Annotated in this window: 17 protein-coding genes and 3 rRNA genes; 1 reads left to right on the top strand and 19 read right to left on the bottom strand. The window is 40.3% G+C overall.

Features of this window, described 5'->3' with window-relative positions; translation table 11 throughout:
• Positions 1-93 precede the first annotated feature (93 nt).
• From metG to BK574_RS18010, 3 genes are all read right to left on the bottom strand, one after another.
• The gene (gene metG / locus BK574_RS18000) at positions 94-2,085 is read right to left on the bottom strand and encodes a methionine--tRNA ligase (RefSeq protein WP_078429500.1); all 1,992 of its coding nucleotides are present in this window, start codon (positions 2,083-2,085) and stop codon (positions 94-96) included.
• A 601-nt stretch (positions 2,086-2,686) separates the two neighbouring features.
• A complete protein-coding gene (locus tag BK574_RS18005; protein WP_078429501.1) occupies positions 2,687-4,519 on the bottom strand; it encodes an ATP-binding protein in 1,833 nt (610 codons plus the stop codon).
• 23 nt (positions 4,520-4,542) lie between these two features.
• Complete coding sequence (locus BK574_RS18010; RefSeq protein ID WP_078429502.1) at positions 4,543-5,508, bottom strand: DNA double-strand break repair nuclease NurA; 966 nt, start codon at positions 5,506-5,508, stop codon at positions 4,543-4,545.
• Between the two features lie 214 nt (positions 5,509-5,722).
• Between BK574_RS18010 and BK574_RS18015 the strand changes: the two genes are divergently transcribed.
• Positions 5,723-6,010, top strand: a complete 288-nt coding sequence (locus tag BK574_RS18015; RefSeq protein ID WP_075388489.1) for an AbrB/MazE/SpoVT family DNA-binding domain-containing protein — start codon at positions 5,723-5,725, stop codon at positions 6,008-6,010.
• A 45-nt stretch (positions 6,011-6,055) separates the two neighbouring features.
• Here the strand turns inward: BK574_RS18015 and rsmI are convergent, their stop codons facing one another.
• The 16 genes from rsmI to recR all read right to left on the bottom strand — a co-directional run bounded on the left by rsmI (position 6,056) and on the right by recR (position 20,677).
• Positions 6,056-6,925 (bottom strand): 16S rRNA (cytidine(1402)-2'-O)-methyltransferase, encoded by an 870-nt coding sequence (rsmI, locus tag BK574_RS18020; protein ID WP_078429504.1) that lies wholly within the window; start codon positions 6,923-6,925, stop codon positions 6,056-6,058.
• On the bottom strand, positions 6,903-7,181 hold the full coding sequence (locus tag BK574_RS18025) for a GIY-YIG nuclease family protein (RefSeq protein WP_078429505.1): 279 nt from the start codon (positions 7,179-7,181) through the stop codon (positions 6,903-6,905). Before BK574_RS18025 ends, rsmI begins: the two co-directional genes overlap by 23 nt.
• Positions 7,174-7,911 (bottom strand): tRNA1(Val) (adenine(37)-N6)-methyltransferase, encoded by a 738-nt coding sequence (locus BK574_RS18030; RefSeq protein ID WP_078429507.1) that lies wholly within the window; start codon positions 7,909-7,911, stop codon positions 7,174-7,176. The genes BK574_RS18025 and BK574_RS18030 overlap by 8 nt, the downstream gene beginning before the upstream one ends.
• A gap of 124 nt (positions 7,912-8,035) precedes the next feature.
• Entirely contained in the window at positions 8,036-8,374 is a 339-nt protein-coding gene (gene yabA, locus BK574_RS18035; RefSeq protein WP_075388493.1) for a DNA replication initiation control protein YabA, read from the bottom strand.
• A gap of 13 nt (positions 8,375-8,387) precedes the next feature.
• Positions 8,388-9,212: a PSP1 domain-containing protein gene (locus BK574_RS18040; protein WP_075388501.1), complete on the bottom strand. Its 825-nt coding sequence runs from the start codon at positions 9,210-9,212 to the stop codon at positions 8,388-8,390.
• Between the two features lie 6 nt (positions 9,213-9,218).
• Positions 9,219-10,205 (bottom strand): DNA polymerase III subunit delta', encoded by a 987-nt coding sequence (gene holB, locus BK574_RS18045; protein ID WP_078429509.1) that lies wholly within the window; start codon positions 10,203-10,205, stop codon positions 9,219-9,221.
• Between the two features lie 18 nt (positions 10,206-10,223).
• Positions 10,224-10,553 (bottom strand): cyclic-di-AMP receptor, encoded by a 330-nt coding sequence (locus BK574_RS18050; RefSeq protein WP_075388495.1) that lies wholly within the window; start codon positions 10,551-10,553, stop codon positions 10,224-10,226.
• A 12-nt stretch (positions 10,554-10,565) separates the two neighbouring features.
• The gene (gene tmk, locus BK574_RS18055) at positions 10,566-11,210 is read right to left on the bottom strand and encodes a dTMP kinase (RefSeq protein ID WP_078429511.1); all 645 of its coding nucleotides are present in this window, start codon (positions 11,208-11,210) and stop codon (positions 10,566-10,568) included.
• Positions 11,207-12,670 carry an aminotransferase class I/II-fold pyridoxal phosphate-dependent enzyme gene (locus BK574_RS18060; protein ID WP_078429513.1) on the bottom strand — a complete coding sequence of 488 codons (1,464 nt, stop codon included), beginning with the start codon at positions 12,668-12,670 and terminating at the stop codon, positions 11,207-11,209. The genes tmk and BK574_RS18060 overlap by 4 nt, the downstream gene beginning before the upstream one ends.
• Before the next feature lie 226 nt (positions 12,671-12,896).
• Positions 12,897-13,106, bottom strand: a complete 210-nt coding sequence (locus BK574_RS18065) for a sigma factor G inhibitor Gin (protein ID WP_274379432.1) — start codon at positions 13,104-13,106, stop codon at positions 12,897-12,899.
• 317 nt (positions 13,107-13,423) lie between these two features.
• Positions 13,424-13,539, bottom strand: a 5S ribosomal RNA gene (gene rrf, locus BK574_RS18070).
• Between the two features lie 414 nt (positions 13,540-13,953).
• A 23S ribosomal RNA gene (locus BK574_RS18075) occupies positions 13,954-16,885 on the bottom strand.
• Between the two features lie 629 nt (positions 16,886-17,514).
• Positions 17,515-19,067 (bottom strand): 16S ribosomal RNA (locus tag BK574_RS18080).
• Together the 16S, 23S and 5S rRNA genes form the textbook arrangement of a ribosomal RNA operon.
• A gap of 303 nt (positions 19,068-19,370) precedes the next feature.
• Complete coding sequence (locus tag BK574_RS18085; protein WP_075389361.1) at positions 19,371-19,634, bottom strand: pro-sigmaK processing inhibitor BofA family protein; 264 nt, start codon at positions 19,632-19,634, stop codon at positions 19,371-19,373.
• A gap of 193 nt (positions 19,635-19,827) precedes the next feature.
• Positions 19,828-20,052 carry a YaaL family protein gene (locus BK574_RS18090; protein WP_078429515.1) on the bottom strand — a complete coding sequence of 75 codons (225 nt, stop codon included), beginning with the start codon at positions 20,050-20,052 and terminating at the stop codon, positions 19,828-19,830.
• Positions 20,053-20,080: 28 nt separating this feature from the next.
• Entirely contained in the window at positions 20,081-20,677 is a 597-nt protein-coding gene (gene recR, locus BK574_RS18095; protein WP_078429516.1) for a recombination mediator RecR, read from the bottom strand.
• Positions 20,678-20,682 lie beyond the last annotated feature (5 nt).

The raw sequence follows: 20,682 nt of genomic DNA on the forward strand, positions 1-20,682 counted from the left end.
TCCTTTCATTTTTTATGTTGAGAATAACTTACTGAAGTAAAGGGAAAAGAGTAAGCGTTCCATGCTTACTCTTAAGCTTCCCAGCTTTGTTCTTTATTTTACCTTAGCTCCATTTGGCATCGATTGATCCACATTAGCAAGTGTAAGTTGATCTCCTTCAGAAGCTGCGAGTATCATACCTCTAGACATTTCTCCACGAAGTTTAATTGGCTTTAAGTTGGTTACACAAATTACTTTTCGACCGACTAATTCTTCTGGCGAATAATATTTTGCTATACCAGAAACCACTTGTCGTTGTTCATAGCCAAGATCTAGCTGAATTTTTAATAATTTATCTGCTTTTTTGACGGGTTCAGCTTTAATTACTTCAGCAACTCGTAAATCCACTTTCATAAAGTCCTCAATGCTAATCTCTTCAGATTGCTCTTCCACTTCTACTTTTTCATTTTGAATTTGTGGCTGTTCGTTCACTAGCGTTCCGCCCATTTTTTCTACAATATACTTTACTTCTTCTTCTACATCGAGGCGCGGGAAGATTGGCTCTCCTTTGGCTACTGTTGTTCCTTCTTGAATTTGACCAAATGTTTGAAGAGACTCCCACGCCGTTACTTCTTCAATTAGTCCTAGTTGTTGCCAAATCTTTTTAGGTGTTTCCGTCATAAAAGGTTGAATAAGGATAGAAATATAACGTAAAGATTCTGCCAAGTGATACATGACAGCTCCTAGCTTTTCTTTTTCATCCTCATTCTTCGCTAATACCCAAGGTTGTGTCTCATCAATGTACTTGTTTGTACGGCTAACAAGTTGCCATATCGCAGTTAACGCGACGGAAAATTCCATATCTTCCATTGCATTCTCAACTTTTTCAACAGTAGCATCTACTAGCTCAACCAAACTAGCATCAAAAGGCGTTCCGTCTTTTACATACGCTGGAAGTTGACCATCAAAATATTTATTAATCATCGCAACGGTACGATTGAGTAAATTACCTAGGTCATTGGCTAAATCATAGTTTACTCGTTCTACGAAGCTCTCAGGTGTAAACACACCATCTGAACCAAACGGTACTTCACGCAATAAATAGTATCTTAATGCATCTAAACCAAAGCGTTCAATTAGCGGTACAGGATCTACGACATTTCCCTTAGATTTTGACATCTTTCCATCTTTCATGAGTAACCAGCCATGACCAAATACTTTCTTCGGAAGAGGTAGATCAAGTGCCATTAACATGATCGGCCAATAAATGGTATGGAAACGAACGATCTCCTTTCCTACAAGGTGGACATCAGCTGGCCAATACTTCTTATATTTGTCTTCGTTACTACTGCCATAACCCAGAGCTGTAATGTAATTAGAAAGTGCATCAATCCAAACATAAACGACATGTTTCGGGTTGCTTGGAATTTTTACTCCCCATTCAAATGATGTACGTGATACCGCTAAATCTTCTAAACCTGGCTTAATAAAATTGTTAATCATTTCATTTTTACGCGATTCAGGTTGAATAAATTGAGGATTGTCTTCATAAAACTTCAACAATCGATCAGCATACTTACTCATTCGGAAAAAGTAAGATTGTTCACGAACTTTCTCTACAGGATGTCCGCTATCAGGGCTTTTTCCACCAATTACTTTTCCATCTTCAATGATAGGATCAACTAACTGGTGCTCTGTATAAAAGGTTTCATCTGGAATTGAGTACCAACCTTCATATTCATCTAAATAAATATCACCTTGAGCAAGTAGTTGTTCGAATATTTTTGCAACAACCTCTTTATGTCTGTCTTCAGTTGTACGAATAAAGTCATCATAAGAAATATCTAACTTCTTCCATAGATCTTGAATTCCACTTACAATATCATCAACAAACTGTTGAGGAGTGACGCCTTTTTCTTCTGCTTTTCGCTCAATTTTTTGCCCATGTTCATCTGTCCCTGTTAAATACATAACATCATAACCACGTAAACGCTTATAACGGGCCATCGCGTCACCTGCTACTGTCGTGTATGCATGGCCAATATGTAGTTTGTCACTCGGATAGTAGATTGGCGTTGTAAGATAAAACGTCTTGTTTGTACTCATAAAAATTCCTCCACTCATTTTTTATTACAAATTATTAAGATTTCATTAATAAATCCCATGACCTATTGCTTAAGTCCTTCTTTCGATTTACACTTTAGCTGTGCAAGACATACAAAAAAGCCCTCATCCAACAAGGGACGAGAGCGAACTCACGTGGTACCACCCTATTTCCCCATTCTTTCACAAGAACAGGCTCCATAAGTCATTGACTCCTCTATTAACGCTAGAGTACGTTGCTCCCTTATTAACCGTTTAACTCGAAAGCAATTCCTCACTGGACCATCTTCTAATAAGTGACTATACTGGTTCTCAGCAATCCCAGCTCTCTGCCATTAGCATTTAGCTAAAATAGTCATCCTATTATACTCATCCGTTCATCGGAAATCGTATTCACTTCTTTATAAGTAAAGTAACAGCATTTGCGAAGACATTTGCCATCTTGTTTACTACGCTACATTTCTTCGCACTAAACATGTACCGAGGAAGTGTTCTTCCTAAAACTAACTAGAAGACGCAAATATGATGACTCCATACTTTTTAACAACCTATTTACGTTTTTCCACATCCCACCAAAAAATATACCTAACAATTAGGACCAATGTCAAGGGCGATCATAGATTGTTGCAAATGGATTTTTTACTTTCTTTAACTTGCTTTTTTCTACTAATTTTTCTAACTCTTTTTTCAATTGAACAACGTCCCAGTTTTGGTTGAGGACTTGATTGATTTCATCGTTATGTCGCATTAATGCGGTTTCCGATAATGGAAGGAGAGAATCTATTGCTTTGTACAACTCTTCATCACTTTGTTCATTCACCATTTTTAACTCATCAAAAGGGTTCAATACATGTGGGCTCGTCGTATCCGAAAGACGAATTCGGACTGCAATCGTCCTGCCGAATATAGCAGAAGAAACAAATACATCTCCCGACCGTAAATAAGGCAATCGTTTTCCTTCCTCTTGAGTTAAATCGGTTTCTTCTTTAATCGTTTGAATGTCTGTACCGCGAACGGTGCGGAAGACAAACTTTGAGTTTAATTGTGCAGTAATCGTTTCATCTAACAGTGTCGGTCGTTGGGTTGCAAAAATAAGAAATACTCCATATTTCCGACCTTCTTGAGCAATTTCTTTTAGGACACCTTTTGCTGGAGCATCATACCCTTTAGGAGCAAAATTATGAGCCTCATCTGTTACTATAATAAAAGGTGGAAAAAACGTTCCTTGTTCATTTTGCAGTTTTGCATCCTTATAAGTTCTACGTTTCATATAAAGCGAACCGATCACATAACTTGAAAACACTTGTAGAAGCCATACAGACCCTTGAATGACAACCAATTTCCCGTTACTTAACCCTTGTTCAATCGCTCGAATATTATGTTGAAAGAGTCCTGCTTGATAAAGACGGTTTAACCGCCACTGGATTGCCTTGACCGACGATAATGGTAAGCTACCAAACTGGTTTAAAAGCTTCTGATATGTATCATATTGTTCTAATTGCTCGCGCGTGAGTCCATTTCCATCATAAATAAATGCATCAACTTTTTGCTTTCCTAACTCAAGTGCCTCGACTAAGTTAGCTATTCGATCGCTAAACGATTGATGACTATCTTTTCGTTTATGTACACTTTGAATGACATTCACCATTGATTCCGTTAACGAACCAGCTGCTCCTAGCAACCGTTCAATATCTCTAGTAGTTAAGGAACTAAAATCTACACCGACATCTCTCCCAATTTGTACAGACAGAAACCTATTTTTGTATTGATTTTCCTCTACTTCGTTCGATACATGGTTAAAACTCATTTCAAAATGAGGATCAAAAACAATCGTTGGTATAGATTGTTTCATAATTTCTTCTAACATCACACGTAAACCAAATGATTTTCCTGACCCAGAGCCACCAAAAACTCCAATGTGAGGGTATTGTTGCATCGATTTAATATCAAATATAAATGGGACTCCATTTTGTTGTCGCATCGTTTCATATTCTTGTATATCCATTAAATTGTTCAAATTAGAAGGTAAAGTTTTCAACAAATGATCTGTACTCCGAATTTCCCCTAAAACCAAACCTTCTTCTGGTGATACTTTGACTAAATAATGTTGGACTTCAGCGAATTCAGGAGCTCGAACAATGGCTCCCGTTTGAATCGGTTGAATTGCTTCTTCAAATAATCTAACTTTGGACAGGTTAATTTCATCTGCACCGATATCGTAACCAAGCTGTTCTAATGTCTTAATGACTTGTGCATCAACGATCCCTTTATCAAAGCCCATTGGAATAAAACGGTTATACGAAAACGTTTCTACGACTTCACCTTTTGGATTTCCTAGAGTTTCATCTTCTATGAGTAAAATTTCATTTATTCTAAATTTATGTTCCTTTGAGACAACATAAACTTCGTGTTGAGTCGTAATACCCACTACTTGCATTGTACTCTCTTCCTTCCCATATTTTAATACAACCTATCCATACGTTTTGGCGAAAATAGCCGTTGTTTTAATTCTGGTTGAATGTATTGTTCGACTAACGCTTCAACTAATTTATCTGAAATTCGTACGTCGCGATCAACCATATCCAGAAATAGTGGAATTCCCCTTCCTTCTTTCGGTGTAGTTGAATAAAGAAAATCACATATTGGTTCCATTTCTTCTTTTTGTTCAATTAATATATCTACGCCAATAACCGCTGGGTCAGATGATGGTCTAAGCCATGCTGTGTGAACATGAGGCTTATTTTGCGCTTTTTCCATAAAGAGCATTTCACCTTGTTTTAGGACACCAAAGAGTAAATCACGGTCATACACATTCTGTTGACCTTGGGCTTCTTTAAACTCTAAGTCTAACTCTTGATATAGAAAACTTGTTCCAACTTCTTCAGTTACTCCAATTAATAATGTTTCTTTATGAAGAGCTAATTGTTTCACTTCTTGCCAAAGCAGAGGAGCATCAATGGCATAATGCGTTAGCGATCCGTCCATTAAAATAAGCTTTAATGAACAGTCTTCCATCATAGCTTTAGCGGCTAGTAACTCTAGTTCGGCCATCCGTTTGGAGCGTATTCGCTTTTGGGTTTCTAACTCTTCTTCTTCTAAAACTTCTAGTAATGGCGTATAGAGATCAAATTCCCATTTTTCATATCCTTTTAACGTTCGTGCTAATGCTTGAAAGAAGTATATGACATGAGGTGGTTCCCCTTTGGTTTGATTTACCGAGCCATCGACTGCTGCTATTTGTAAACCACCAATCCAATTTGACAAAATTCTAAAATTGCGCAATTCCATTTGTCGAAAGCATCCATTTTTGTCGAATAAACTTTGTCGAATTGTCGAATTAACCTTTTGTTTATTTCCATATTTCAGTTGTAATTCTTTATCGATTTTTGTCATTTTTTCTATTAATTGTCTTGAAACTTCTAGCAACTATTTTCACCTCGCATAATAAAAGCCTTGTTATACAACAATCTAGTTTAAAATCTAGTAATATTTTCTAGTTATTTACAAAATATTATCGCAAAAATTAATTGACTTGTTTTGGAAACGCTGGTATTCTTAGTTTATAAAGAAATTTGTCGAAAAATGACATCAATAAAATCAAAATATAACCAATAACCATCGTTTTGGGAGGAGAAATAACATGAAATCTACAGGTATTGTTCGTAAAGTTGATGAATTAGGACGCGTTGTTATTCCGATCGAACTTCGCCGTACACTTGATATTGCAGAGAAAGATGCACTCGAAATCTATGTTGATAACGATCGAATTATCTTAAAGAAGTATAAGCCTAATATGACTTGCCAAATTACTGGTGAAGTTTCTGATGATAATCTTTCTATTGCAGATGGAAAAATCATCCTAAGTCCTCAAGGGGCAAAAGCTATCATTGATGAACTTTCAAGCTACTTAGAAAAAGTGGAAAAATAAGTTGATATACAAATTTGGCTCTGCATATGCAGAGCCTTCTCTATTTTATTTATGAAATTCTGCATACACTTCACGTTTTGGCAGCTGTCTTTCTTTGGCTACTTCTTTAATCGCCTCTTTACTACTCATTTGCTGGTCAATATAATGTTCGACATGTTCATTGATCGAAAAGTGAGTCCACCATGCCGTATCCATATCATTTGTCACTTCATTCGCTCCATCGACAATAATACAAAACTCTCCCCTTATCTGAGAGGATTGACACCACTCTAACACCTCTTGTAATGTACCACGGATAAATTCTTCGTACCTCTTAGTTAATTCGCGACAAACTGCAATTTTCCTATCACCAAATTGTTCGAATAGATGATTTAACATTTCCTCTAATCGGTGCGGTGACTCATAAAAAATAATTGGAACTTGAATATTTCTTAGTTGCTCTAGTTCTTTTTTTCGCTCTTTTTTTTGTCGACTTAAAAATCCGTAATAATAAAAATGTTGGGTATTAAGTCCTGATGCAATTAAAGCCGTAATAGCGGCATTGGCTCCTGGTAGAGAAATGACTGAAATTCCAGCATCAATACATTCAACGACTAACTCATACCCTGGGTCTGAAATGGCTGGTGTTCCCGCATCGCTTACTAAAGCAATATCGCGCCCTTCTTTTAATAACTGAAGTAGCTTTTCGCCACTTCCTCGTTTATTATGATCGTGGTAACTTACAAGTCTAGTCTCAATTTCATAATGTAGACAAAGTTTCTTCGTTTGTCTCGTATCTTCAGCTGCAATGACATCCACTTCTTTTAACATTCGTATGGCTCGAAATGTCATATCTTCTAAGTTACCGATAGGCGTTGGAACAAGATATAAGCTTCCTAGTTCGCCTTTTTCTTCAAAGCTTTTTTGTTGCCTCATTCGTTAACTTCCCTTCTTGTATTAATTGTTCTTTCGCCCGTTTTGAAAGTTGTTTAATCGCATATTCTGATTGCATGGCTTCTTGTTTTGTCGCATACTCCTCAAAATACTCCAGTAAAAAAGGGCCTTTTCCTCGCGTATATTTTGCCCCTTTCCCTTCTTCATGCATTTGTATTCTCCGAGTAACATCCGTCGTATATCCTGTATATAACGAGTCATCTTGACAGCGAATCATATATACATAATGATTACCCATAATAAATTTCTTGAAACTCCTTCGTATACGTTTTTTCATCCTCATAAACCACAATGGTAGGTAAGCATTTAACCCCTGCATTCCCATCTTTAATACCTTCCACCAGTATGATATTTGCTTCTTTATCTTTTTTCGGTTGCACAAATTGGATTCGCTTCGGTTCAATTCGGTACTTCCTCATCTTTTCAAATATATCGGTTAACCGTTCGGGTCGATGTACGAGAGCCACTTTTCCTTTTTGTTTAACTAATTTTGCACACGTTTGGATCACATCTTCAAGCGTACAGTAAATTTCATGCCGAGCGATTTGGAAATGGGGGTTTACATTTCGATCGGATAACTCATTTTTTTCAAAATAAGGAGGGTTACAAGTAACGACATCGTATTGTTGAGTTATAATTTCTTTTGGTAGTGCATTAATATCTGCACGTACAAATTGAATTTGCTCCGAAAGTTTATTGATTTTGCAGCTTCTTACTGCCATATCATATAGCCGTTCTTGAATTTCTACCCCAGTAATCGTTGCCTTACTTCTCATACTCATCATAATAGGAATAACACCATTGCCTGTACATAGATCAACAATTTTCCCCTTTTGAATAGGTACATATGAAAACTTTGCTAGTAATACTGCATCAATCGAAAACGAAAATACATCATCCGCCTGAATAATTTGTAAAGTCCGATTTGGTAAGTAATCTATTCTCTCATTCGTATGTATCGTAACCATCGTTCCCTCCCATTTTCGTTCCGTTATTCATATTGTACACCAACTTTCATGACTCATTAAAATATGTACAAAAAAAAGAGGATGACCCTCAAACCTAATGAGTCACCCTACTACATGTTATCGATTATTTTTGATTGAAAAATGATAAGCAAAAGAGACAATCATCTTTACGAATACTACCGTAATCGGTACTACAAATGTGAAACCCTTCTTGGTACAACCTCGCTAAATTATCGTACCCTTCACCTACTGATTTCTTTTTCGTAGAATTTCTCTGTTCAATAGCTTCTTCTTCTACTGTTTCATCGAGGCGTTTTCTTAAGTTTTCATTCTCCAACTTTAAATAATGGTTTTCTTCGATGAGAAGAGCAAGCTGCTCCTTTAAACCACGAAGTTCATCGTGCAAACCACCAATACGCTCTTCTATTGAGCTAACTTGTGAGAAAATTTCTTTATTATCCACGTTTCCCACCTCATTACTCTATGACCTGGGTCGAAACCGTTTCTTCAAAAAGCTCTTCAAGTGTATATTCAACAATTCGCTGTTGTTCAAATAATTCGACTTGAATGATACGTTCGAGTATGTTAAGCCCAACCACTTTACCGCGTCCATTCGGTGATTGAATTTCCTTACCAATATCAGGTAAAGCTTGTTTGACGGACTCATAATGATCATTTTCATATTTCAAACAACACATGAGACGACCACATAAACCCGAAATTTTTGCTGGGTTTAAGGATAAGTTTTGATCCTTCGCCATTTTTATGGACACGGGTTCAAAATCACCTAAAAATGAAGAACAACATAGAATGCGTCCACACGGCCCAATTCCACCAAGCATTTTCGCTTCATCTCGAACACCTATTTGACGTAATTCAATTCGCGTTCGGAAAATCGCTGCTAAGTCTTTTACAAGCTCTCGAAAGTCAATTCTTCCATCCGCAGTAAAATAAAAAAGGACTTTATTTCGATCAAACGTATATTCTACATCAACAAGCTTCATATCTAGTTGATGTTCGATGATTTTTTCTTGGCAAACATTGAAAGCTTTCTTCGCTGCTTCTTTATTCTCATGAACAATCAGCTTGTCTTTTTCGTCTGCTATACGAAGAACTTGCTTTAACGGAAGTACGACATCATTTTCACCGACTTCTTTTCTTTCAATGACTACCCTACCATATTCAACCCCTCTTGATGTTTCGACAATTACCCATTCACCATTAGGCAATTCGAATTCACCAGGGGAAAAGTAATAAATTTTACCCGCTTTTTTAAAGCGAACACCTACGACATGATGCACTATCAACTATCCCTCCTGTAACCTGAGCATAAGCCTCTCCATTAATAATTGTGGATTCACATTTGAACTCAGATGTCTCTTTGCATCAAAAATAGCCGACATTTGTTTCGTGATTTTCTCTTGTGAGCTATAAAGTGCTTGGTGGTCAAGGCGTTCTAGTTGGTCAACAAATATCAGACCGTCTTTTTCTCCAAGCTGTGTGTATAATAAATCTCTATACCATAAGAGCATTAAATCAATTCCTAACCCAAACTCTTCTTTCCCTTTAAAATGGGACAACCATTTATCTTGTAGAGTAAAGAACATTTGTTGTGGGCGAGAATAGATCTCTTCCGTTAATTGTAACACTACATTACGTACTTGTACAATCCAGTCTTCTTGACAAAGTTGGCGAGCATCTTCTAGATTGGATGTAATTTCCGTTAAAAGTTTCGCAATAGGGTAGGAGATGCCATCCTCTTTTAACATTTGTTCCATTTCTTTCCTAGATAGTGGAGTGAACGTTAAAATTTGACTGCGGGATAAGATCGTATTTAACATTTGATATAAATGCTCAGTAAGAAGCACTGCAATTGTAGGTGCTTCTGGTTCTTCAAGGAACTTGAGCAAGCTATTTGCAGCACTCGGTGTCATTTTATCGGCATGATTTATGATATAAAACTTTTGTTTTGATTCCATTCCACGATAAGAAAACTCTGTTCGTAATAGTTCAACTTGCTGTTTTTTGATTGATTGCCCATCTGGTGATATCACATGAAGATCTGGATGGTTACCAGATGAAATTCGTTTACAATCGGGACACTCATTACAAGGCTCAGCCGTTGATCGTTCTTTACAAAAATAGCTTTTTCCAAGTTGTATAGCGACTTCCATCTTACCCGTTCCTCTGCTTCCTTCAAAAACATAAGCATGAGTTAAACGATTTTTTTTTATACTGTTCGTTAAGATTTGGACAACCTTATGTTGAGTCTGATTTAGCTGCTCCCACGTCATTAACTCCACACCTTCATATTAAAATTGCTCGAACTGATCCACTGGTAAAACAAATACAGTTGCCCCACCTATTTGTACTTCAACAGGATAGGGTACATAGGAATCTGCATTGCCTCCCATTGGTGAAATTGGTGCTACTAATTGTTCTCTACTTTTACAATTGTCTTTAATAATTTCAAGTACTTCGTCTACATTTGTATCTTCGGTTCCTATTAGAAATGTTGTATTTCCTGCTCTTAAAAACCCACCTGTACTTGCAAGCTTCGTTGCTCTATAATCAGTTTTTACTAACGCTTCTGATAACCGGTTACTATCCTTATCTTGTATCACAGCAATAATAAGCTTCATTCCCTTACCTCCTTAAGCTTTATTGGCCTTATTTAAAAGTTGTGTTATCAAATGAAATGCATTAGAATACACACTATCAAACGGTTCGTTAGCATTCACAACCTGAATTCGACCTTTATACATTTTTGTTAATTGATCATATCCTTCTAATACTTTTTTATGAAATGTCTCGCCCTCTTTATCTAGTCGATTTATTTCTCTAGCTTTATCCTTAGCAATCCTTGCTAAACCAACTTCGGGTTCTACTCTAAAATAAATCGTTAAATCGGGCCAATACTCATCAATAGCAAATTGATTAATCGTTAGAATGTTTTTAATACCAATTTCTCTCGCAAAGCCTTGATAAGCCAGACTACTATCAATAAAACGGTCACAAAGAACAATCTTCCCGTCCTGTAAAGCTGGGATAATCTTCTCTACTAAATGTTGCCTTCTTGCCGCTGCATAAAGTAACGCTTCTGTTCTACCGTCCATACTTGTATATTCCTGGTTCAATATGATTGAACGTATTTCTTCAGATATTTGAATTCCCCCTGGTTCCCTCGTCATGACAACTTGATAACCTTCTTCTACTAGATTTTTATAAATCCTCTTTAAAACTGTTGTTTTCCCAGCACCTTCTCCACCTTCTACGGTAATAAATAAACCCTTTCTCATTCTTCATCCTCTTTTCTCTCATCTATGATAAAAACTTTGATTCCTGTTTCAGTTATATTAGGATGGCCTTGAAATCGTGCGCCTACATCGATTAGATTTACAATTGTTGTAATTACTTCACTTGTAATGATTTCTCCTGGTATTAACAACGGTACTCCTGGTGGATAAGGAATAACGTGTTCTGCAATAATATGGCTTACCGCTTGTTCTAACGGTATAACCGTTGTACTGTACGTTTCCATTTCCTCTTTACTTAAATATAAAGATGAAATTTTTTGCATGAACAATTTTTTTTCTATATATTTTTTTCTCACTGGTGGAAAAGGTTTCAATACCTTTTTAATAATAGAAGTTATATGTTCCCCTTGAGTAAAAGGCAAAAGTGGTAAAATAAGCAACAAATATTCTTCATTTGCTAATTCGACAAATATTCCTTTTTCCTCTAGTAACATTTGAATCTCTACTCCAGTTAATTCACAATTCGTTCGTACTGTAATCTTTAAGGGATCTAATTTATAATTGGTAAGTTCATTTACTTCAAACACAGTTAACTGCGGGATTTCTTTTAAAAGACATTTAAACTTCTTACTACTTTCTACAATTTTTAATAGCTCAGATTCTTTTAAATTGGCAACGTAATGTCTCGCTAAGTCGAGCGAAGCCATAATTGGATAAGAAGGACTGCTTGACTGTAACATTTGTAAGTAATGTTCTACCTTTTTCTTGGAAATTGAAGAACTATTAAAATGTAAGTAAGAACCCATCGTCATGGCTGGTAACGTTTTATGTGCAGACTGAACGACGATATCAGCACCTTGTGAAATAGCAGAAGGTGGTATTCCCTTTCCAATGCCAAAATGGGCCCCATGCGCTTCATCAACTAGTACTGGTACATTATATTTATGAGTGAACTCTATTATTTCACTTAAATCGTTTGTAACCCCATAATAGCTAGGATTGGTTAAAAAAAGAGCTTTTGCATTTGGGTATGTCTTTAATGCAAGTATAACTGTATCTAATCTTACCCCCATAGATAAACCCGTTCCTTCATCATATTCAGGTGTTAAATATATCGGTTTTGCTTGTGCTAATTGTATGCCATTCATCACAGACTTGTGACTATCTCTTTGAACGAGGATGATATCATTACTCGAACAAACAGATAGTAACATCGCTATATTTCCAACCGTTGAACCCCCTATCAAAAAGTAAGATGCTTTTGCCCCATAAACATTTGCCAATAACTGCTGTGCTTCTTTAATAATTGTTTGGGCATCATGAAGATCATCTAAGTCGGTTAATTCTGTGCCGTCTATCTCTAAAATTGCTTCATATTTTTCTTTTGCAAACTCTGGAAGAACACTTCCCCATTTATGACCTGGTACATGAAATGAATGAGGTTTTTTCCGAGCGTGGTTTATAACCATGGAATAAAGTGGTGTTTCTTTTTGATTTAACATAAAGCCAATCCCTTTAGTAAGCTTTTATTTGGTTTCTATTATAAAGCATTTCATCGAAACTTGCTTGTCACTATCCATTAAATAGTAATTGGAGGATATGTAATAAATAAAGAAGCTGACTCACTAGTGCCGCTTCCACAAACATACGTAACTTAGTACCCGTTCATACTGTGATGGCACCTTATTCGTAGCAATGGGTTTGACACATGATTTGAGTCAGCCTCTTTTAATTAATCGTAGGTAATTTTATCTTTTTCATTTTCTTTAAATAGTAATGATAGTAGACATCGTTTGGCTCTGTAATGACGATTTGCCTTTCACATTTCTCACAAATAAAATATTCAAACAAATGAATTCCTTCACTCTTTTCTTGCTCACAGATCACACAATGCTTCTGACCTTGATTTAATAGCTTTACATTATCGATTACAATCACCCCCATTATAAATTAATGGACAAGTTGATTGGAAAATATACACTTTTAAGAATATTCATTTTATTATTAGGTATTTGCCTAAACTTACTCTTAACTATATGTTCTATGCAACGGCTTCGTGTCTGTCTCAACAAGGAAAATAGATGATTTTTGTTCCATAAGAAAAAAAGTACAAACACTTTACCTCTCGATCTCTTATTAAATGGAACCCATTGAGTTTGCAGTTATGATCCTAACTTTGATTTTATAATATTAACTGCCAAAAATTATCAAAAAAACATATAAAAAGGCACAACCCACATGGGATTGTGCCTGGTGTCTAGCGACGTCCTACTCTCACAGGGGGAAGCCCCCAACTACCATCGGCGCTGAAGAGCTTAACTTCCGTGTTCGGCATGGGAACGGGTGTGACCTCTTCGCTATCGCCACTAGACTTATAAAATTGTGATAAGCTTCGCATTTCTTCGTTGGCTGCGCTCCCTGCGTTGCTCATGTACCCTTCAAACGTACATTCCGCTACTCGTGAACTTGCCGCCTCGAACTACTCGCTTCTAACAATTTTCTATTAGGATTTTTGATAAGCTGCGAATTTCTTCGTCAGTTTCAATTCTTGCGGTGCTCCGACGTACAGGATGTACTAGTGCCGACGTTGTCACAGGACGTGACGAACTTAGTCGGTTACCTTTCCGATACGCTCCACTCCTCAGAATTTCACTTCCTCGAACTTCTTGCTTCTGAAAATCCTTTTTTAAGTTGTGATAAGCTTCGAAGTTCTTCGATGCTTATGATTGAGAGTCATTCTCTCAAAACTGGATAATGTACTAGAAGAATATCAACGCTTTATGTTTTGGATAAGCCCTCGACCGATTAGTATCTCTCAGCTCCACGTGTCACCACGCTTCCACCCGAGACCTATCAACCTCATCATCTCTAAGGGGTCTTACTTACTTAACGTAATGGGAAATCTCATCTTGAGGGGGGCTTCACGCTTAGATGCTTTCAGCGCTTATCCCGTCCACACGTAGCTACCCAGCTATGCTCCTGGCGGAACAACTGGTACACCAGCGGTGTGTCCATCCCGGTCCTCTCGTACTAAGGACAGCTCCTCTCAAATTTCCTACGCCCACGACGGATAGGGACCGAACTGTCTCACGACGTTCTGAACCCAGCTCGCGTACCGCTTTAATGGGCGAACAGCCCAACCCTTGGGACCTACTTCAGCCCCAGGATGCGATGAGCCGACATCGAGGTGCCAAACCTCCCCGTCGATGTGGACTCTTGGGGGAGATAAGCCTGTTATCCCCAGGGTAGCTTTTATCCGTTGAGCGATGGCCCTTCCATGCGGAACCACCGGATCACTAAGCCCGACTTTCGTCCCTGCTCGACTTGTAGGTCTCGCAGTCAAGCTCCCTTATGCCTTTGCACTCTACGAATGATTTCCAACCATTCTGAGGGAACCTTTGGGCGCCTCCGTTACTGTTTAGGAGGCGACCGCCCCAGTCAAACTGCCCACCTGACACTGTCCCTGAACCGGATCACGGTTCGAGGTTAGAACTTCAATACAGCCAGGGTAGTATCCCACCGACGCCTCCACGTAAGCTGGCGCTCACGCTTCCAAGGCTCCTACCTATCCTGTACAAGCTGTACCAAAATCCAATATCAAGCTACAGTAAAGCTCCATGGGGTCTTTCCGTCCTGTCGCGGGTAACCTGCATCTTCACAGGTAATATAATTTCACCGGGTCTCTCGTTGAGACAGTGTCCAAGTCGTTACACCATTCGTGCGGGTCGGAACTTACCCGACAAGGAATTTCGCTACCTTAGGACCGTTATAGTTACGGCCGCCGTTTACTGGGGCTTCGGTTCACAGCTTCGGCTTGCGCCTAACCACTCCCCTTAACCTTCCAGCACCGGGCAGGTGTCAGCCCCTATACTTCGCCTTGCGGCTTCGCAGAGACCTGTGTTTTTGCTAAACAGTCGCTTGGACCTATTCACTGCGGCTCTCTCGGGCATACACCCTAACAGAGCACCCCTTCTCCCGAAGTTACGGGGTCATTTTGCCGAGTTCCTTAACGAGAGTTCTCCCGAGCGTCTTAGAATTCTCTTCCCGCCTACCTGTGTCGGTTTGCGGTACGGGCACCTCTCACCTCGCTAGAGGCTTTTCTTGGCAGTGTAGGATCAGGAACTTCGGTACTTAATTTCCCTCGCTATCACAGCTCAGCCTTTATGGTAAGCGGATTTGCCTACTTACCAGCCTAACTGCTTAGACGCGCATCCATCAGCGCGCTTACCCTACCTTACTGCGTCCCCCCATTGCTCAAACGGTGAGGAGGTGGTACAGGAATTTCAACCTGTTGTCCATCGCCTACGCCTTTCGGCCTCGGCTTAGGTCCCGACTTACCCTGAGCGGACGAGCCTTCCTCAGGAAACCTTAGGCTTTCGACGGAGGGGATTCTCACCCCTCTTTTCGCTACTCATACCGGCATTCTCACTTCTAAGCGCTCCACCAGTCCTTCCGGTCTGACTTCGCTGCACTTAGAACGCTCCCCTACCCCTGTCCGTAAGGACAAGCCGTAGCTTCGGTGATACGTTTAGCCCCGGTACATTTTCGGCGCAGAGTCACTCGACCAGTGAGCTATTACGCACTCTTTAAATGGTGGCTGCTTCTAAGCCAACATCCTGGTTGTCTGGGCAACTCCACATCCTTTACCACTTAACGTATACTTGGGGACCTTAGCTGACGGTCTGGGCTGTTTCCCTCTTGACTACGGATCTTAGCACTCGCAGTCTGACTCCCGAGGATAAGTATTTGGCATTCGGAGTTTGACTGAGTTCGGTAATCCTGTGGGGACCCCTAGCCCAATCAGTGCTCTACCTCCAATACTCTTCCCTCGAGGCTAGCCCTAAAGCTATTTCGGGGAGAACCAGCTATTTCCGAGTTCGATTGGCATTTCACCCCTACCCACACCTCATCCCCGCATTTTTCAACATGCGTGGGTTCGGGCCTCCATTCAGTGTTACCTGAACTTCACCCTGGACATGGGTAGATCACACGGTTTCGGGTCTACGACCACGTACTTATTCGCCCTATTCAGACTCGCTTTCGCTGCGGCTCCGCCTTATCAGCTTAACCTTGCACGGGATCGTAACTCGCCGGTTCATTCTACAAAAGGCACGCCATCACCCGTAAATGGGCTCTGACTACTTGTAGGCACACGGTTTCAGGATCTCTTTCACTCCCCTTCCGGGGTGCTTTTCACCTTTCCCTCACGGTACTGGTTCACTATCGGTCACTAGGGAGTATTTAGCCTTGGGAGATGGTCCTCCCTGCTTCCGACGGGGTTTCACGTGTCCCGCCGTACTCAGGATCCGTCTCGGAGAGACGATCATTTTGGCTACAGGGTTGTTACCTTCTCTGACGGGTCTTTCCAGACCGCTTCGCCTATGATCGTCTTTTCTTACTCCATGTGAGACGTCCTACAACCCCAAGAGGCAAGCCTCTTGGTTTGGGCTAATTCCGTTTCGCTCGCCGCTACTCAGGAAATCGCATTTGCTTTCTCTTCCTCTGGGTACTTAGATGTTTCAGTTCCCCAGGTCTGCCTCCTCATACCCTATGTATTCAGGTATGGGTACCATCCCATTACGGATGGTGGGTTCCCCCATTCGGATATCCCCGGATCAAAGCTTACTTACAGCTCCCCGAGGCATTTCGCTGTTCGTCGCGTCCTTCTTCGGCTCCTAGTGCCAAGGCATTCACCGTGCGCCCTTTCTAACTTAACCATTCGACAAATGATAAGCGGCGGATTACTTCGTTGACTGCGCTCTCTGCGTTGCTCATGTACACTTTAAACGTACATTCTGCTACTTGAGAACTTGCCACCTCGTACTCCTTGCTTCTAATTTGTCTCTTAAATCTATAAAGGTTGTTGAATTCTTGACGACTCAAGTTACTCTTGGTTACACAATGTGCAACCCAGTGAAATCTTGATGTCATTTCTAGTCATTATCCAGTTTTCAAAGAACCACTGACGAATGATAAGCGGCGGATTACTTCGTTGGCTGCGCTCTCTGCGTTGCTCATGTACACTTTAAACGTACATTCCGCTACTCGTGAGCTTGCCGCCTCGTACTCCTTGCTTCTAATTCGTCACTTAATTTAGAAATATATCAATTGAAAGAAGTAAATTCTTTCAAAACTGAACAAGGCAACTGACTTCAATTACAACTTGAACAGTCATCTAAGTTATACTTCTTGCAGCCTTGCATCGAGGAAGCTTACTTCGAAGCGTTGCTCGTAGACACAGATGCAAAAAGTAAATCAGAGAGTTTTGAGTTCTCTCAAAACTGAACAAAAAAGACCAAAGCGTACATACTCGAAGTATGCATCGACTAGAGTAAATACTCCATAGAAAGGAGGTGATCCAGCCGCACCTTCCGATACGGCTACCTTGTTACGACTTCACCCCAATCATCTGTCCCACCTTAGGCGGCTGGCTCCAAAAGGTTACCCCACCGACTTCGGGTGTTACAAACTCTCGTGGTGTGACGGGCGGTGTGTACAAGGCCCGGGAACGTATTCACCGCGGCATGCTGATCCGCGATTACTAGCGATTCCGGCTTCATGTAGGCGAGTTGCAGCCTACAATCCGAACTGAGAATGGTTTTATGGGATTGGCTCGACCTCGCGGTTTCGCTGCCCTTTGTACCATCCATTGTAGCACGTGTGTAGCCCAGGTCATAAGGGGCATGATGATTTGACGTCATCCCCACCTTCCTCCGGTTTGTCACCGGCAGTCACCTTAGAGTGCCCAACTAAATGCTGGCAACTAAGATCAAGGGTTGCGCTCGTTGCGGGACTTAACCCAACATCTCACGACACGAGCTGACGACAACCATGCACCACCTGTCACCTTGTCCCCCGAAGGGGAACGCTCTGTCTCCAGAGGTGTCAAGGGATGTCAAGACCTGGTAAGGTTCTTCGCGTTGCTTCGAATTAAACCACATGCTCCACCGCTTGTGCGGGCCCCCGTCAATTCCTTTGAGTTTCAGCCTTGCGGCCGTACTCCCCAGGCGGAGTGCTTAATGTGTTAACTTCGGCACTAAGGGCATCGAAACCCCTAACACCTAGCACTCATCGTTTACGGCGTGGACTACCAGGGTATCTAATCCTGTTTGCTCCCCACGCTTTCGCGCCTCAGCGTCAGTTACAGACCAGAGAGTCGCCTTCGCCACTGGTGTTCCTCCACATCTCTACGCATTTCACCGCTACACGTGGAATTCCACTCTCCTCTTCTGTACTCAAGTCTTCCAGTTTCCAATGACCCTCCACGGTTGAGCCGTGGGCTTTCACATCAGACTTAAAAGACCGCCTGCGCGCGCTTTACGCCCAATAATTCCGGACAACGCTTGCCACCTACGTATTACCGCGGCTGCTGGCACGTAGTTAGCCGTGGCTTTCTGGTTAGGTACCGTCAAGGTACCGCCCTATTCGAACGGTACTTGTTCTTCCCTAACAACAGAGCTTTACGACCCGAAGGCCTTCATCACTCACGCGGCGTTGCTCCGTCAGACTTTCGTCCATTGCGGAAGATTCCCTACTGCTGCCTCCCGTAGGAGTCTGGGCCGTGTCTCAGTCCCAGTGTGGCCGATCACCCTCTCAGGTCGGCTACGCATCGTCGCCTTGGTGAGCCATTACCTCACCAACTAGCTAATGCGCCGCGGGCCCATCCCGTAGTGTTAGGTAAACCCAACTTTTACAATAACACCATGTGATGTTATTGATTATCCGGTATTAGCTCCGGTTTCCCGAAGTTATCCCAGTCTACAGGGCAGGTTGCCCACGTGTTACTCACCCGTCCGCCGCTAACTTTTCAAGAGCAAGCTCTTGAAAGGTCCGCTCGACTTGCATGTATTAGGCACGCCGCCAGCGTTCGTCCTGAGCCAGGATCAAACTCTCCAATAAATTGAAAATAGCTTGATATAAGCTCATTGTCACAAACGTGACGTTTTTAAAACATTGACGAGATATCATGTATCTCTTTATTTCGCTTGGCTTTTTGTTCAGTTTTCAAAGAACTCGTTTGCTGTTTTGATAGCAACTTTATTATCATAACAGATCAACTTGTTAGTGTCAACCAGTTATTTTTTTCGTTTACGCTACCTCGTCAGCGACAAGTAATAATATACCACGATTAAAATTACGATGCAATACCTTTTTATAAAAAAATAGTAAGGAACTTATTTTAACGTAAGTTCCTTACTAACTTTATAATACAAAATGCTCAATAGCAATTAATAATACTACGCCTGGAATACCTAAAAATCCTGAAACTGAAGCAGTGATCATATTAATTGGAATATGATAATCTACAAGAGAACCAAACGCATTTAAAAAGAATAAAAAAAGTGCTCCGATCATTAGCTTCACTGCTGCCTGTCCTACAAAGCGAAGCGGTTTTATAGGTGCTCCTACAATCAGCAGTAAAAATATAAGGCCTCCAATTAACGCAACGATTAAAATAGGATCCATTTTTCCACGCTCCTTTCATTACTTATTCTTATTAAAGCTGTAGCATTGCATTAGTTGTTAGATCTGCTAAAAAACAACAATGCATCCACCACAAGTCTAAGGGAAAACATATAGTTCATCTGTATTTTTATATTTGGTCAAGCTTCTACTACTACCTATATGAAACAAAACATAAAAAAAGAACGATAGGATGTTAATCCTTATCGTTCCTCCGGGTTTGCCTTATTCTTGCTTCTCGTAATAAAAACATGTATTTAGCTTCAGTAACTTTTACATCGTTTAAGACCATAGGGGAAGGATCTACACTATTATTAATTAATAACTGTTGTTTCGTTAATTTTTGTTTCATATCATCAATTAAAGACAACAATCTTTCGTTTTCTTCTTTACGTATACGGCCTTTTTTCTTAAAAAACATCTTCCACGCTCCAATCAAAGAAAAATTGTTAGATTTCTCGTCTTCCTTCAATCGCTTTGGATAATGTTACTTCATCCGCATACTCTAAGTCTCCTCCCACAGGTAAACCATGGGCAATTCTGGTCACTTTTATGCCTGTAGGTTTAACTAAACGTGAAATATACATAGCTGTAGCTTCACCCTCAATATTCGGGTTCGTCGCAATAATAATTTCTTGTACCGTTTCATCTTGTAGACGCTTTAATAGCTCTGGGATTTTAATATCCTCAGGGCCAATACCATCCATTGGAGAAATCGCTCCATGTAACACATGGTATAGACCATAGTATTCCTTCATTTTCTCCATTGCAATAACATCTTTTGCATCTTGAACAACACATATAGTTGAACGATCTCTTTTCATATCCTCACATATTCGACACGGATCCGTATCGGTAATATTATGACACACCGAACAATATGATAGGTTACGTTTAGCGTTTACTAGTGCTTTTGCAAAGTCTAGCACATCATCTTCTTTCATATCTAGAACAAAAAAGGCCAGACGACTGGCTGTTTTGGGGCCGATGCCTGGCAATCTCATAAAGCCTTCCATTAATTTTGCTATTGGTTCAGGATACTGCAAACAGT

This window comes from Alkalihalobacterium alkalinitrilicum, assembly GCF_002019605.1.
Classification (GTDB): Bacteria; Bacillota; Bacilli; order Bacillales; family Bacillaceae_F; genus Alkalihalobacterium; species Alkalihalobacterium alkalinitrilicum.